A 15,540-nucleotide genomic window follows, 5' to 3' on the forward strand; every position below is an offset into this window, starting at 1 on the left:
CAACCAAGCAAATTCAGCCTATACTTTAGCTGTAAGAAGTATTTACAAAACCAAAGCCCAAATCAGGTAAAAATGATTTGGGCTTTTTTGGTGCTTTCTCAAATGGGCAATTTGATTCGAAGCAGATACAAATCTCCCTGCTGGAATCATGCCTAGGGCTTTATTATATTTGCAAAAATGAGCCTATGGTTTAAAATTATCCATGCTACTTATTTTTTTGAATCCTTGCGGTTAAGGTGATTCCTCAGTTCTTCGGAATGACAAGAAAAACATGTCCCCCCACTGGCGCAAGTTTAGCGTAGCGTAACTTGTGCCTTTGTATTGAGGAAGCATCTTGCTTCCATTTTTTTGCAAAAAACAAATATTCAATCTTGAATTTACTACGCTGGACACAAGCTACAAGCTTGCGCCAGGGGGGAATATATAATATTTCTCTGAACAGCCCTAATACTTAATCTTGAATTTACTACGCTGAACCCCCTTCTGGCGCAAGTTTAGCGTAGCGTAACTTGTGCCTTTGTATTGAGGAAGCATCTTGCTTCCATTTTTTTGCAAAAAACAAATATTCAATCTTGAATTTACTACGCTGGACACAAGCTACAAGCTTGCGCCAGGGGGGAATATATAATATTTCTCTGAACAGCCCTAATACTTAATCTTGAATTTACTACGCGAACCCCCTTCTGGCGCAAGTTTAGCGTAGCGTAACTTGTGCCTTTGTATTGAGGAAGCATCTTGCTTCCATGTTTTTGCAAAAAACAAATACTCAATCTTGAATTTACTACGCTGGACACAAGCTACAAGCTTGCGCCCTGGGGGGCAATGGTTTCTAAAAAAAAGCAAAAAAAAGACTGAAAAGAGAATATATAATATTTCTCTGAACAGCCCTAATACTTAATCTTGAATTTACTACGCTGGCCACAAGCTGCAAGCTTGCGCCCTGGGCTCCTAACTCCCAACTCCCGACTCCCGACTCCCCACTTTTTCCTTAAAAATCCCCTGCAAATAAGGATTCAAGAAAATGCCGTCAGGGTCTTGTTGTTCGCGTATTTCGTTAAACTTGTCCCAATGGGGGTAAAGCTCGGCAAAGTCTTCGTGCTTGAGGGTGTTCATTTTGCCGTAGTGCGGTCTGCCCTTGTATTTTTTGAAAATTTGCTCAATTGCCTCAAAGTAGGGCTTGTACTCCATTCCTTTGTACATGTGTACCGCTATATATGCCGAGTCGCGGTCGGAAGCGGGGCTAATCAAAATGTCGTCGGCTTTTACCCAACGGCACTCAATCGGGAAGTGTACCTTGAACTGGTGTTGGTTGATGCATTCCTCTATTTCTTTGATCACGGTGGTAAAATTCTCTTGGGGCACATTGTACTCCATCTCGTTGAAACGCACCAAGCGTTGGGTCGCAAATATGAGATGGCTATGGTTGATATAGGTTCCTTCGGATACTGCCGCTGCCGAAATTTTGCTAATGCGCGGGGCAACCTTTGGAAACGTTCTTGAAATGCGGCTAAGTACACCAAAAGCGCCATTTTCTAATACCACATCATTAAACTTTTTGGCAAAACCCACGTTTTTTACGGGCTCGGTGGTCATATTTACAAACTTGAGCTGCACCGTTTTGGTAAATGGAAACCAGTAAAACTCAAAATTGCGATTGTCGGCTTTGAACTTTTCTATATGTTGGAGGGTCTCGTCCAGGGTAGATTTTACCGAGACATACTTGAGCTTGAAGGTGGGCACCAGGCGCAGTTTTATTTGGGTAATAATGCCCAACGCCCCCAACGATATTTGGGCAGCTTTGAACAAGTCGCGGTTGTTGGTGTCAGAACAAACCACCGTTTCGCCTTTGCCGTTTACCAGGGTGATTTCTTCCATCTGGTTGGCAAGCGTCTTAAACTCCACCCCGGTGCCGTGGGTACCCGTGCTGAGCGCCCCCGCTATAGATTGCACATTGATATCGCCCATGTTTTCCATTGCCAAGCCTTGCTCGTGCAATAGCTCGCCTAGCAGCTTAAGCTTGGTACCTGCTTTTACCACCGCCGTATTGTTTTCTTTGTCTAAAGAAACAATGCCTTGGTACTCGTCCAGCGACACCAACACATCTTCGGTATTGATCAATTTCGTCCAGCTATGCCCTGAGCCTATGATGCGGACATTTTGCTGGTTTTCGCGGGCTTTTTTCACCACTTCCACCACTTCTTCGTGGCTGGTAGGATAATAAATTTGGGTGGGGGTAAATTTCAAATTCCCTCCCCAGTTTTCAACAGTTTTTGACATAATAATTTTAGTTTTTTAGTTTTTTTAGTCGGGAGTTGGGAGTCAGTAGTCAGGAGATTTTACAAGCTGTTGGCTCGCGAAGCAATTCTAAAAAATATCGTCTGCCGATTTCATAAAGCCTTAAAAATCAAAATTTTATAAATCGGTTAGTAGCCTGTAGATTAGCCTCAAACTTGTAGCTAGAAGCTTGAGGCTATAGTGGCTACTAACTCCCGACTAATGATTAGTTGCTTGTAAAACAAGGTGTAAAAACCCAGCACCTTGCAGAAGCTACCAACTCCCGACTCCTGACTACCAACTATGGACTACCAACTATAAAAAACACTTCCCTTCTCCTCTAAAAGTAGGCTCCTTGCCAGCAATTTTTCCCTCGCTCACCAAATGCATTTCATTGAAACGTTCGCACAATTCGCCCGCCTTGCTATGGCGCAAAAATATGGGGCTGCCATAGGTCAGGGTTTCGCTGCCTTGGTAAGTAATGGGCGTTTGTACCTCGCCCGTGCCCTCGTTGTCGGTCAGGCGAAAGCCTTGGGGCAAATAGGGCACTGGCTGTTTGTCTTTGGCTATAGCCCCCGATGCCACATAACCTCCCCCCAGGCAAGTGTACATGCCGGGCAAGGGTTGGCGCACTACCTCTATAGCATAAGCAGCGGCGGGCAAATGGCTAAACTGGCTGTAGTTGTCGAACAAACCAGGGGTATAAAACCCCGACCCTACAGTTACTTCAGTCACTACCTCCTCTTGGATGGTGCTCTCCAGGCTACCCGTGCCCCCACCGTTTACCACCCGCAACTTTGCCCCTTGTGCCGCAAGCGCATGCACCACTGAAGCCCTGCGGCGGGCTATTTCTTTGATCGAGCGTTTTTTCAATAATTTAATCATGGCATTTTTGACCGCCTGTCCGGGTATTTTATCGCCCAAACCCGCAATTTGCGCCTCGTAGCCCATAATGCCATCTAAAGTCACAAAATCGGCGGCTTCTATAGCTTCGTATACCTCCAGGGCTTCGGTGGCGTTGTGTACCGATGAGCGAAATACGCCAAAATGAATGCCCGGAAATTTAGACGACATGTCTATGTCTATGCACACGGGCAACGCCACTTGCATGGCTTGCCCTATAGCATTGATGCGCTGCACGTGGGCGGGGCTGTCTATCATCAATACCAACATTTTGCCTTGTTTTACCTCTTCGGCTACTGCCCTTAGGTCGGTTTCGTGCCAAATGGGGTAGCCCATCAGAATATCGTCGAAGCCCTGTTGGCTCAACCATACCGCCTCTTGGGGGTGAAAGCTCATAATGCCCTGAAACTGATCGCTTGCCGCCAATACATGCTCTAGCACCGCCCTACAGCGTACCGACTTGGAGGCAACCCTTATTTTTTTGGCGCTACCCGTGCGTTTCAAAATTTGCCGAATATTTTCGTTGAGCAAATCAAGGTCGGTAAAAGCAAAGGGTTTGGGGGTATTTTTAAATATTTCGCAATAATATTGGTAGTCAGGCGTAAGCTCAGGCATTTGTATGATACAATTGTTTGAAAAGCTAAAGTACATAGAATTACGAAAATACCTATAGTTTGGGCATTTTTTAGTTGATAGCTCAAGGTGTTAGGTGTTAGTGTCTATGCCTGATATAAGTTGACAAAATTCAACCATTTGTCATTGCCTAAAACAGGTTGACATCTTTAAGTCACTATAGTTGCCAGTAGAGGCTATGCCGACATCCCGTTTACGCACCTCGCAGGGACTTCTATCTACAGGTTTTATAAACCTTTAAAAATCAATGTGTTATAAATCGGTAAGTTGCTTGTAGAGTAGCCTCAAGCTTGAAGCACCGATATGCATCGGCATCTAAGGACTTGAGGCTGTAGAAACCTCCTACCTATTGCTAAAAATAATAGCAAAATTTATGTTTAAAAATTTGGCAAGTAAATTAAAATGCCATTATATTTGTCATAACAAAGATTTTAAGCCAATATAATTAACAAATTGAGTTTGTCACCCTTAAACACAAGATAGTATGGATAGCCTAGGCATAGACAACAACACCCGCGAAATAGTTTGGAAGATTACCCCAAAAAACAAAAAGACGAAGCCCAAAGCCAAAGCAAATGCTCCCAAAAAGAAAGCTGCTGTGGCGGCAGGGGCAAACCCTGACCTACAAGCATTGGTAGAGGCACAGGTCAATAACTTGTCGAGTATTTTGTTTGAGAAGATACAAGAGTTGGAGCAGGGGGTACAAAAGCTCAATGCTTACCAGACCAGGTTAGAAAAGTTGGTTGATCACCAAAAGGCGGAGGCTTATACCCAAGATGCGGTGTTTGAGCCTTGGTATTTGTAGGCACAGGGCTTTCTTATAAAAGGCTATTTAGGAGAATATGCCCCCGAAAAACCACATTATCGCCTCAGGCAGTGTCTTCACGACCGATCGAAACTTCATACTTTGCAAGCCTCAGAGGGGGTGCTCATTTTTTATAAGAAAGCTCTATTTGTAGGTACCGTTGTCTGAGATAAAATTATTTGTTATGTTTTACCTACCCACTCTTATTAAGCACAAGTTGTTTCAGCTTGTGCTTTTTTTCCTTTTTTTGGAGAGGGGAGGGACTGATGGTTTCAGCTGTCACTATAAAGTAGTACACACCAAACAAGTGTGTACCAGTGGAGCGATTGCTTCAACGTTTATTACTTCTCCAGTACAAATATCATTCGCTCAGAGTCTGCCTCCTCAAAAGGGCTAAAATCATACCCCCCCAGGGTTTGTAGCAAACGCAAAGAAGACGCTTCTATATACTCTTGAAACTTGTCGTAAGACAATAGTTTGATGCTTTCTTCAAAGTGAAAGTCTTGCCCGTTGTCATCGAAATGAATTCCTTTAGTGAGCATGCCATTTTCCACCTTTTGGGTGACCTGAAACTTAATGTTTTGTACCACCGACAACTCATAGGGTATTAGGTTACGCTCGTATACGGGTGGGTTGATAAAATCAAGGAAAAACTTTCCACCTGGCTTGAGCATCGTATGCACTGCATCGAGCACCTTTTGGTTTTCTGCGTCCTGGTCATAAAAACCGAAACTGGTAAAGAGATTCAAAATAAAATCGAAATGATTTTCCTGGTAAGGCTCGCGCATGTCTTGTTGTACAAACTGCAGGCGTTCGTGGGCAAACTTTTGACCATAACGCAGGTTGTTTTCCGAAATGTCCAACCCTGTCATGTCCAGCCCCTTTTTACTCAGGTAAATGGCATGTTTTCCTTTGCCACATGCCAGGTCAAGTAGCTTATGGTGAGGTTGGGGTTGTAAAAAGTCTACCAGTTGATCTAAAAAATGTTGCGTCTCTTGGTAGTTTTGATGTTTGTATAAGATATGAAAATAAGGGGAGCTAAACCATTGGTTGAAGTGTTCATCAGTTTTTTCATTTTGAGAGGTATGGATTAAATTATTCATATAGCGAAGTGTTTTAATATAAGGTGTAATATTTTTGGATTACACAAATATACACAAAATGCCTCTCCCTGTTTGGATTTAGCCAATAACCTCCCTTGGCGGGTTTACAGCCATACTCCCTTTAATTTTTGAAAAGTGCCAAAATAGCAAAAGAGGTTAACCATCTAAAAATGATTAACCTCTTTATTCTTTGGTGCTTTGAATGGTTTAAATTAAAAAATTTTGTTATATATTGGCTAAAATAATACGCTAATTTGTCAAAACAACCTTGAGTTTGTTAAATATTTCGTAGGCAGGAACCCCAAAAGCAACCCCTTCTATTCCGTATCCGCTCAGTTTTGAGCTTATGACTCCCAACACTACCCCTTGTTTATTAACAATAACTCCTCCACTGTTACCCGCATTTACACTGGCGTCTATCTGGATAAGTTGTATATTTTTTGTCTTATTTCTTATACCTGAAATAATCCCTTTAGTGATTGTTTGTGATAAATCTTCGGCGGTAGGGGTGCCTACTGTATAAATGTCTTGAGCAATCTCAAAGTTTTTGTCAGTACTTATTTTAAAAGGTAGCAGGTTTTCAGCCTCTATTTTTAATACAGCCAAATCATATATTTTACTTGACCTTAGCACCTTTGCATTGTATGATTTGCCATTCTCAAATATTACTGAGAGGTTATTCCGGTTGGCTATGACGTGGTAATTGGTAATAATATGTCCATTGTTGCTAATCACAAAGCCACTACCGTGTCCTTCTTTGTGTTTGATAGTTACTGATGCTTGCACTGCCTGGTTGAAATTAGACACGTAAGCTTTAGGTTTGGCCACTTGCAATGCAGTAAATCGTGCTTCTTTTTCTTGTTGACTTTTGTCTCTCAATAGCTCTTGCATTTTTTTGGCAGACATTAACTCAATAAGTCCTCGCTCTACGGCATCTTTAGTGGCATGGTGAAAAGCTTCTTTTTCCCTGGTAGCCATCGATGACCCGTACCAGTTGTAATTAGAAATCCAGGCATGACTCGACAAACTTTGAGTTTCAGTAGTGTATACCTCATGTTTGTAATAATCGAGTACCTTCCAGCGAATACTCAAAGCGACATACAAAAACTTACCAAAAAAGATGCTTTCAGATGTACAGCCAAGTCTATTGCTCATGGCAACTGTGTTTATACTCAACTTATCGATGGTAGCATTCAGGTATAAGTTATTCAAATAACTATTTTTTAACGCTCTAATGGTAGTGTCAATATACCCCTTGTCTTTAAGCAGGTTGTTGAGCATAGAGGTAAAAATAGTATTTTTAAACTTAAGCTCATCTCCCTGGTTTATATTTTTGAAGTTGGCCCAATGTTCTCCCAGTAAAAAGCCTGGGTAGTTGTTCGATATGCGGTATTTCAGGTTTTCGCTGTTTACATCTACCTCTACTTTATTCAAGCGAAGTTGCTTCATGTCTTTGCTTCTTGCCGTAATACTGGGAGTCATCTTTGTGCCTACTTTCAGCTGCTTTGCATAGTCATAAGTCTTATCTCCTGAGTCGCCCATAAATGCGAGTATTACGCCAAAAGGGAAAATACTTAATTTATACCAAGGCGACTTTTTTGATTGCATCACCACAATACTCTCGTTTTTATACCCTTCTTGTTTTACTGTAATCACTTTGGCTTTACCATCCCGTCTTAACCGATATTTTCCTTTTACTTCTTGGGCTTTTTTACCGTTAATGTATACTTGATTATTCTGATCAGTAATGATTGCCACTTTTTGATATTTACCATTCAATATGGTGGCACAAGAAGACAGCAGAAAGCTGAGTAATAAGAAGGTAAATGTTGATTTTTTCATTATAGTATGTTGTGTTTTATTCTACCAACGTGACACCAATCAGTCATCATTATTATATAAGAGTTGTTTAATGAATAATCATAATCTTATACTTGAGACTTAGCACCATGAGGGTAGTGTATAATTTGATCAATAATTTATTAAATTACTGCAAATAACACTATATTTAATAAAAAACAAGTTGCTTGAAAAAAATCAGATGGTAGCATTCACTTTTTAGGTAACAAAATGTGAAGGGTTATTTATAAAAAAACTTTTGACCTTTCACTTCCTTGTTATAACTTTAGTATAAAGTTTTGAGACGAAGGAAGAGAGAAGAGCAGGTTTACAACTTTGCCAAATATTTTTTGGCGCCTTCAGTCATATACGCCTGTAGCTTGCCTTGGTCGTCAGCATAAATGAGGTAAGCATCCAGGTGCTTGTGTTTGGTAAGCAATGCCTTAGCTTTCTCAAAACCCATCACCATAAACGCGGTGGCGTAAGCGTCAGCCGTCATGCAATCCTGGGCAAGCACCGAGGCGCTCAACAGTGAGTGCTCTACTGGGTATCCTGTGACTGGATCTATAGTATGTGCGTATTTTTTGCCTTTTTTTACATAAAAATTCTCATAATTGCCTGAAGTAGCCATTGCCCTATTGTCTAAATAAATGGCACTGAACACTGATGATTGATGTTTGCTTTTACCTTCTTTATATTGAGGGTTTTTTACCCCAAACAGCCAGGTTTTGCCCTCTGCATTTTTACCCTGACAACGTACTTCACCGCCAATCTCTACAGCATAATTGGCTATTTGCTGATTTGCCAAATATTCGCCTATCACATCTACAGCGTAGCCTTTGGCAATGGCACTAAAATCCAGCACCACACCTGGCTTGTTTTTTTGGAGCTTTTGCTTGTCAAACTTCAAGTACTTGTCGAACCCCACAAACTGTTTGAGTGAGTCTACAGGGACTTTGCCCTCTTTTGCTTTTTTAAACCCAAACCCCCAGGCATTGATCAGAGGACCTACAGTAGGGTCAAAGGCGCCGTTGGTGTGGCGGAATACCTCTTGGCTTTTTGCCAGTACCGGGTAAAAAAACGGAGACTGAAAGCTTACTTCTGTGCCTTGGTTAAAGGTAGAAATCTCGGAAGAGGGGATGTAAGTAGACAACGACTCGTTGAACGCTACCAATACTGAGTCGATGCTTTGTTTGAAGTCACGGTTTTGGTCGTCCAAATAGGTTACATTGTATACAATCTTACCCATAGTAGTCCCGGTCACTTTTACTTTGTTTGCCTTGTTTGGGGCTTGCTGTCTTGTTTTTGCCTGGGCTTTCGCCAAATTTTCTTTGTGTTGGCTTTTGCGGTACAAATACACTATGCCTACCAACGACAATAAAACTACTGAATAAATCAGGTTCTTTTTTCTATGACTCATTTTTTAATTTTGGTTTCTTTTTTTAGCTTTTTCTTGAGCTGTTTTTAGCCATTAGCCTTTTCTTGAGCTACGATATAGTTTAGCTTTTAGCCATTAGCTTTAGTTTAACTGTTTGTATTGGTTGGGCTTTTAGCTTTTGCTCGATGGTGATTATCATATTTGCGAAAGCGAGAAAACCCCCACGAAGACCAGAAAGGCTAAAAGCCAACGGTAAACCTCCACGAAGACCAGAAAAGCTAACAGCTAACGGCTAAACCTTCGCGAAGACCAAGAAAGGCTAATAGCTAAACCTCCGCGAAGACCAGAAAAACTAACGGCTAAACCTCCACGAAGACCAGAAAAGCTAACAGCTCCACAAAGCACAAAAAACTAAATCTTCTCCTTGACTTGCAAATACTGTTGAATCTTATCTACCAATACTTCATTTATTTTCTGGAAAGACTCGTGCGTCCAACCAGCAATATGAGGAGTCATGATAATGTGGGGTGACTTGCGCAAAAACTCAAAACTTTGTTTCTCGGCTTCACTCAAATTCTGTAGTTTTTCGTTTTCGAGCACATCCAAAGCCGCTCCCAACACCTTGCCCTCTTGTATTTTTCGTTGCAATGCATCTAGCACGAGTACCTTGCCCCTTGCCGTGTTTACCAAGTAAATATTATGCTCAAAACAATCTAAAAAATCATCATCTACCAGCTCATAAGTATATTCGTCGAGTGGTACGTGCAGGCTTATTATTTCGGCACGTTCAAACACCTCGTCCATAGACACTTGTCGGGCATATTCGTCTCCACGGTCAGGGCGGCGGTCATAAGCTATCACGTCTTTGCATCCAAAGCTACTCAAGCGTTTGGCGAAAGCCTTGCCCATATTGCCGTAGCCTATCACCCCCACTACTTTGTCCATAAGCTCTACCCCTCGGTTTGCTTCCCGTTTCCAGGCAAAGTTCTTTACTTCCCAATCGGCACGTTGCACATTGTGTAGTAAAGACAACAGCATACCTATAGTTTGTTCGCCTACTGCATCGCGGTTGCCCTCTGGAGCGTTCAATACCTTAATTCCCCTGGCATTGGCTGCCGATAAGTCTATTTTATCAAGTCCAGCACCCGCCCTGGCAATTACTTTTAAGCGCGAAGCCCGCCCAATTAAGTCTTCGTCGATGGCGGTTTTACTCCGAACCATTAATCCTTCGTATTTGTCTACGATTGTCAAAATCTCTGCGCGGGTAATATCCGGACGATAGTCACCCTGGATACCACGCGACTCAAGCAGCGAGGTAATAGAGGGGTGCATTTTATCTATGATGAGTATATTAAAAGCCATATTGTAAATGAATCTAGTGTGTGTTTATAAAAAAATACGCCATGAGCACTACAATAACTAAGTTCGTAAAAGTTTTTTTTAGAGGCAAGGCTATTTGCTCTACAGGGGTAAAATGATTGGCTCAGTACTGTTTTTTGTTTTATATGCCCAATATTTAAAAGCTGTAGAGCATATGAGCAGTCGAAAAATAGACTGCCAAGCCCAGCAAGTCGTTTGCGGTAGTAATAAAAGGTCCGGCTGCCAACGCTGGATTAATGCCCAGTTTGTCGAGCACCAGTGGGGTAATGGTACCCATAAATGAGGCCAGCAATACTACAAAAAACAACGAAATGGCTACAATGCCCGCCAGGTTGACGGTTTGCCCCAGAATAATGGTAAAACCAAACACAATGACCGAAATAACTACTCCATTGATAATGGCAACGATCAACACCTTGAACAAACGCTGAAAGTAATTGACGCCAATCATAGATTTATTTGCCAAACTTTGAAGCACAATAGACGACGATTGGATACCCACATTGCCTCCGGTAGCTGTAATCAGTGGGATAAAAAAGGCCATTGCCGGAAGAATTGCCAGGTCTTTCTCAAAAAGTCCAATAAAACGAGCCCCCATTAAGCCGCCCGCCATACCTATGATGAGCCAAGGCAAGCGTGCCCTGGTAAGCATGAGTACATTGTCGTCTTCTTCTATATCTTCAGAAATACCCGTAATAATCTGGCGTTCTTCTTCTGCTTGTTCGGTGATCACATCTACGGCATCGTCAATGGTAATGCGCCCCATGAGCTTGCCCCGTTCGTTGATCACGGGCACTGCTGCCAGGTCATACTTACGCATAATCTCGGCTACCTCATCTTCGTCCTGATAGGTTTTTACTGCCACTATGCCTTGCTCATAAATGTCTGCAATCCGGGTTTCGTCGTTCGACAAAATAATTTTTTTGAGCGACACCCTCCCCAGCAGACGTTCTTGGTTATCGACTACATACAACGAGTAAATTTTCTCAACTTTTTCTGCCTGTCGGCGAATCTCATCTATAGCCTGAATCACCGTCCAGTTGATGTTGGCACTGATCAGCTCTTTTGCCATTAAGCCCCCGGCGCAGTCTTCTTCATAGTGCAAAAGATCTATGATATAATCAGCTTTTTCTTTACTATCCAAAAAGGCAATGATTTCTTCCCTCGTTTGCAGGGGCAGCTCGTTCAAAATATCTGCGGCATCATCTGAGTCTATGTAATTAATCCATTGGGCAATGGTTTCAGAGGGGTAATTTCTTATAAAAGGGATACACACATCTTCGTCGAGGTAACTGATAATCTCTGCCGCTGTTTCTACCGTCAGCAAGTCCATTACAAACATAGCTTGCTCGGTATCCATTTCGTTCAATACAGTAGAAATATCGGCTGGACGCAACAGCGAGAGTTCGTTTTCTACAAATTGACTATTCTTAGTATCAACGGCTTTCTCAACCTTGTCTAAAAGATCTTTGGTAAGCACAAACGACATTAACAATACCTCCTTTCTAAAGTGTGACTAAAAAATATACAATCCTGAATTTTGACCACGTTTCCAGGCAACAAAGTTAGACGAAAAAGCTTAAAACAAGTATGAATTTTTGATGAAGTTTTAGCCCATTCCAACACTTACCCAACCCACCACTCTTTACTTTGTTACACCTTAAAATTTGCCCATCAAAAAATCCCTGTTCTTTTTGCCTGAACAGGGATTCGTTGCTTTATTTGAAAGGTTTTGTTCAAAGGTGTTACTTCAGCTTTACGGCTGTGGCACCATAGCCAAACTTTTCTTTGTGGGCGTCTTCGTAGTACTGAATGTCACTGTTTTTGCTCAAACGCTTGTGTATTTCTTTGCTGAGCACCCCGTTGCCTACTCCGTGGATAAAAATAATCTCGCTCATTCCACTGGCAATGGCATTTTCCAGTTTGTTTTCAAATGTTTTGAGCTGCAGCTCTAGTATTTCGCCGCGGTTCATATTATTTGAGTCGCCCGTGAGCTTATCAATGTGCAAGTCTACTTCAAACTCAGGTGTTTCTACAAATTGGGGTTTGTCCTTAACGGTAGTCGTCTCATTTTTGGCAAACATTTGTTCTTTGAGTTTGGCTGCATCCAGCGGTTTTTGCTGGTTTTTTGCCTGTGCCTGGCTTTCGGCATCAGTCTGAGGTATATCGCCAATGTCGTGGCTGCTGAGCGTGCCACTGGTTTCATCTTTGTCGAGCTGAAAAAGATAAGCTTCTTTTTCAATTACCGGAGCTTTGGCTTTGCTCTTGAAAAAGGTAGAGGCTCTGAAACGCATTTTTTTAACAAAAGGGGCTTTGATAGCAAAATAGCCTCGTTTGGCAAACAAAAACTGAAATATGTACACGCCCCAATTGTCAAAGTCTTTGATGTTTACTTCGTTTATTTTGATCGAGTCACGCCCGCGAATCAATCCTGCATATAAACCTTGGTGGTTTTGATTTTTTTCTACCCCTACAGTAAAGGGCAAGTCGAAATCGGTATTGTTAACAATATACAGAGAATACATTTTGTCGTTAACGGGTACAAAGGCGGCATAAATGCCTTTGCTGGAAAAAATAGCCGGGCTGGCAGGCGATTTGTCGGTAGGGCGTGCGGCAAATCTGCCTTGATCTTCTTCCTGATAGCCGCTTCCAAAGCGTTTTTCTTCTTCTTTGGCTACCACCACCACTTCGTTTTTGAGCACTGGAATAGAAAAACCATCTTCTATTTCTATTTCTACTACATTGCCGCTTATTTTAGAGATAATACCTTCTTCTGTACCGTGAAGTGTCCTTACTCTGTCTCCTATATTCATTATTATATATTTTTATTTTCTTTGAATCAGCGTTGGCTCAAACAATATACATTTAAGCTAAAAAAGTAACCTTTAATCCTCCACACAACGTTGTAAAAAAAGTATTGACCGTCAGTTATATGACGCCATGGGGGAACCAAATAATTGAGCAATGCAATGCCCGTAGTTTTGCAAAGATAAAAAATTAGAAACAGCAATGTTATAATTTTTCTTAAGAAAAGAAATTGCCCCATGATACGCTACTACTTCACTTCCAGCTATAGTGTTTAAGTTTACAATTAAGTAAGTACTTGGACATAAATAACTATGGTTCAATGGTTGTATTGTTATATGGCTTTTCGACGCATAGCGGAACAATAAAACCATACAGCCATAAAGTGCAGACAATTTTGTCCTGCTACTTAGCCGCAAGTAATTAGCTATAAGCTACAGGTACAATACTCTGCAGTGATTTTAGTCAAAGTTGTTTGCTGGTTCTCAGTTATTTACGAATTTAAAAACTATTTAATTGGGTGTTTGGACGTAAAACCGACACACTTTTAAAAATAAATTGAGTAAGCAATCTTAATATAAAATACTGGTTTACAGTATTTAACAAGGTAAATATTTACTCGAATCAGCTATCGACTAAATACTATGGACTATTGAGGTAAGGATAACTTGTTTATAATATGACGGTGACGGTTACACCTACTCATTAGATATATCTAATTCTACTTTGGCACTTACTATCAATATTCCACAAGATCTACTCTTATTTTGGCCTTACCCCACCAGTCTGTGGGTAAGATTACTTTAACTCATTTCATTTCAATGACTGAAGACACTCATCATTCTTTTTTACCCGACAATATCGACGAGATTATCCACTGGACTTTGCCTGGCATGGCGATGTTTTATCGTGACTGTAGCTTGCCTGCTCAGGCAATTGCTCAATACGAACCAGGGCTTATATTGCGTTCGCCTTGTTTTGTCGATATGTCTTATTTTGCCGGCAAACCTGTCAAAAACTGCAGGTTTGTCGTGGCTTCCAGCAAAGCGGCGCCTTTGTTTGAGCTAGACCCCGCAGTAGCAAAATGGGGTTTGCACACTATCAACTGTAATAGTATTTTTAAAGTATTGGATGTATACCAAGCTACCCCCCAGTTTACGCAAATAGTACTCTGGCATATTCCTTACCGGGCAATAGAGGTGTTTAGTAGTTCGTCGCTTATAATGGCAGACCTGGATGTGGATGCTTATATTATAAAAAACGCAAGGGAAAGTTTGCACCAAAAAATGAATCTGGAAGTAATGGCAGAGCTGGAGGAACGTGCCTGGGTAAAGCGTACCAACTTTGCGATAGGGCTCAACGACGATTATACCGCGCATGCTTTAAAAGCTACGACTATTCCCGATAAATCTCGATCTTTATTCAATGCAGTCAAAAAAATAACCGGGGATTTAACAGATTTAAACGAGCCTTTTTAGGTGAGTTTGCAGAAACATTGATAGGTTTGCGCTGTTGAACTGATAAAAAAAGCCCCTTGGTCTATACAGATCAAGGGGCTTTTTTTATTTTAGAGTTTGCCACCCTCTTTTTATCAATGGGTTACTCTAGTGCACTGATTACTAAGTTTTTACTGAGCATTACATACTTTGGCTCCAGTAAAGCTAATATCGTTCATGTCACGAATGATCAATTGAGGAGTAGTGGTTATTGTTACCACACCTACAATACTTCCGGTACCATCGGGGCGGGCGGTGTTTGCAAAGTCAGCGTCTGCACGGGTATACACTGGCAAAGACTGCGCACAGTCGGTGGTAGTGATTTCTGTAGTACCGCTCAATGCCCCCGTGCCTTTAAACTCTACTCCTTCTATTTTCACCAGTTGCCCTTCATATTTGCCAGCTTTGATGTCGGCAATAGTAGCAGTTACTGGGGTTGGCAGTGTAGCTGCCCCTTTGCTTATAATATGAGTAGCTTCGTCTATTTCGTTGAGCTGAAGCAAGCCATTGAATTTTTCTAAAGCCAAACCCTGACAGTTAATAGTGATTTGCTCGCCTAGCTTGAGGCTATGGTCGGCTTTGAAGCGCAACGCAATGCCGGTTCCGGCGGCATCTTGAATAAAAACATTTTTTGAATTAAGATTGCCTTGCTCTGGCGAAATAGTAACCACCCCTGTAATATTAAAAGCGCCTTTTACCTGGGTGTTGGCGCATTGGTAAATATTGCGTAGTTGGGCAATGGCCACATTGCCTGAAAGGTCAACCCCACCACCGTTTTGTAGTCCGGCAAAATCGGCCTCCGTACGTGGCAATAGTTGGATGGTGCCATTAAAGCTGGAAGCCTTGCCAATGATGGTTCCGTTGCCAATGGGCAGCTCCTGGTCTGAGAACGGCTTATCGCTTGGAGTAAACACTGTAGTAGAG

11 protein-coding genes are annotated in these 15,540 nt (G+C 41.8%); 2 read left to right on the forward strand and 9 right to left on the reverse strand.

Annotated features, from left to right (window positions below):
• Nucleotides 1–948: 948 nt before the first annotated feature.
• Both M23134_RS36125 and M23134_RS36130 read right to left on the reverse strand, forming a co-directional pair.
• Nucleotides 949–2,277 (reverse strand): D-arabinono-1,4-lactone oxidase, encoded by a 1,329-nt coding sequence (locus tag M23134_RS36125; protein WP_002705664.1) that lies wholly within the window; start codon nt 2,275–2,277, stop codon nt 949–951.
• A gap of 312 nt (nt 2,278–2,589) precedes the next feature.
• A complete protein-coding gene (locus tag M23134_RS36130) occupies nt 2,590–3,792 on the reverse strand; it encodes an amino acid deaminase/aldolase (protein ID WP_045115023.1) in 1,203 nt (400 codons plus the stop codon).
• Between the two features lie 502 nt (nt 3,793–4,294).
• Between M23134_RS36130 and M23134_RS36135 the strand changes: the two genes are divergently transcribed.
• On the forward strand, nt 4,295–4,615 hold the full coding sequence (locus tag M23134_RS36135; RefSeq protein ID WP_002705667.1) for a hypothetical protein: 321 nt from the start codon (nt 4,295–4,297) through the stop codon (nt 4,613–4,615).
• Between the two features lie 341 nt (nt 4,616–4,956).
• On the opposite strand, the gene M23134_RS36140 is transcribed toward M23134_RS36135, so the two are convergent.
• The 6 genes from M23134_RS36140 to M23134_RS36165 all read right to left on the reverse strand — a co-directional run bounded on the left by M23134_RS36140 (nt 4,957) and on the right by M23134_RS36165 (nt 13,128).
• Nucleotides 4,957–5,718: a class I SAM-dependent methyltransferase gene (locus M23134_RS36140; RefSeq protein WP_002705669.1), complete on the reverse strand. Its 762-nt coding sequence runs from the start codon at nt 5,716–5,718 to the stop codon at nt 4,957–4,959.
• Nucleotides 5,719–5,967: 249 nt separating this feature from the next.
• Nucleotides 5,968–7,560 carry a S1C family serine protease gene (locus tag M23134_RS39485; RefSeq protein WP_002705671.1) on the reverse strand — a complete coding sequence of 531 codons (1,593 nt, stop codon included), beginning with the start codon at nt 7,558–7,560 and terminating at the stop codon, nt 5,968–5,970.
• Between the two features lie 325 nt (nt 7,561–7,885).
• Nucleotides 7,886–8,977 carry an FAD:protein FMN transferase gene (locus M23134_RS36150; protein ID WP_002705673.1) on the reverse strand — a complete coding sequence of 364 codons (1,092 nt, stop codon included), beginning with the start codon at nt 8,975–8,977 and terminating at the stop codon, nt 7,886–7,888.
• 369 nt (nt 8,978–9,346) lie between these two features.
• A complete protein-coding gene (locus M23134_RS36155; protein WP_002705675.1) occupies nt 9,347–10,297 on the reverse strand; it encodes a 2-hydroxyacid dehydrogenase in 951 nt (316 codons plus the stop codon).
• A gap of 154 nt (nt 10,298–10,451) precedes the next feature.
• Entirely contained in the window at nt 10,452–11,804 is a 1,353-nt protein-coding gene (gene mgtE, locus M23134_RS36160; protein ID WP_002705678.1) for a magnesium transporter, read from the reverse strand.
• A 256-nt stretch (nt 11,805–12,060) separates the two neighbouring features.
• The gene (locus M23134_RS36165) at nt 12,061–13,128 is read right to left on the reverse strand and encodes a Smr/MutS family protein (protein ID WP_002705680.1); all 1,068 of its coding nucleotides are present in this window, start codon (nt 13,126–13,128) and stop codon (nt 12,061–12,063) included.
• A gap of 813 nt (nt 13,129–13,941) precedes the next feature.
• On the opposite strand from M23134_RS36165, the gene M23134_RS36170 reads away from it, so the two are divergent.
• Nucleotides 13,942–14,598 carry a hypothetical protein gene (locus tag M23134_RS36170; protein ID WP_002705685.1) on the forward strand — a complete coding sequence of 219 codons (657 nt, stop codon included), beginning with the start codon at nt 13,942–13,944 and terminating at the stop codon, nt 14,596–14,598.
• A 149-nt stretch (nt 14,599–14,747) separates the two neighbouring features.
• Here the strand turns inward: M23134_RS36170 and M23134_RS36175 are convergent.
• Nucleotides 14,748–15,540: DUF5689 domain-containing protein (locus tag M23134_RS36175; protein ID WP_002705686.1), on the reverse strand; the 793-nt coding region annotated here is incomplete at its 5' end.

The sequence above is a fragment of the Microscilla marina ATCC 23134 genome (assembly GCF_000169175.1).
Lineage (GTDB): Bacteria > Bacteroidota > Bacteroidia > Cytophagales > Microscillaceae > Microscilla > Microscilla marina.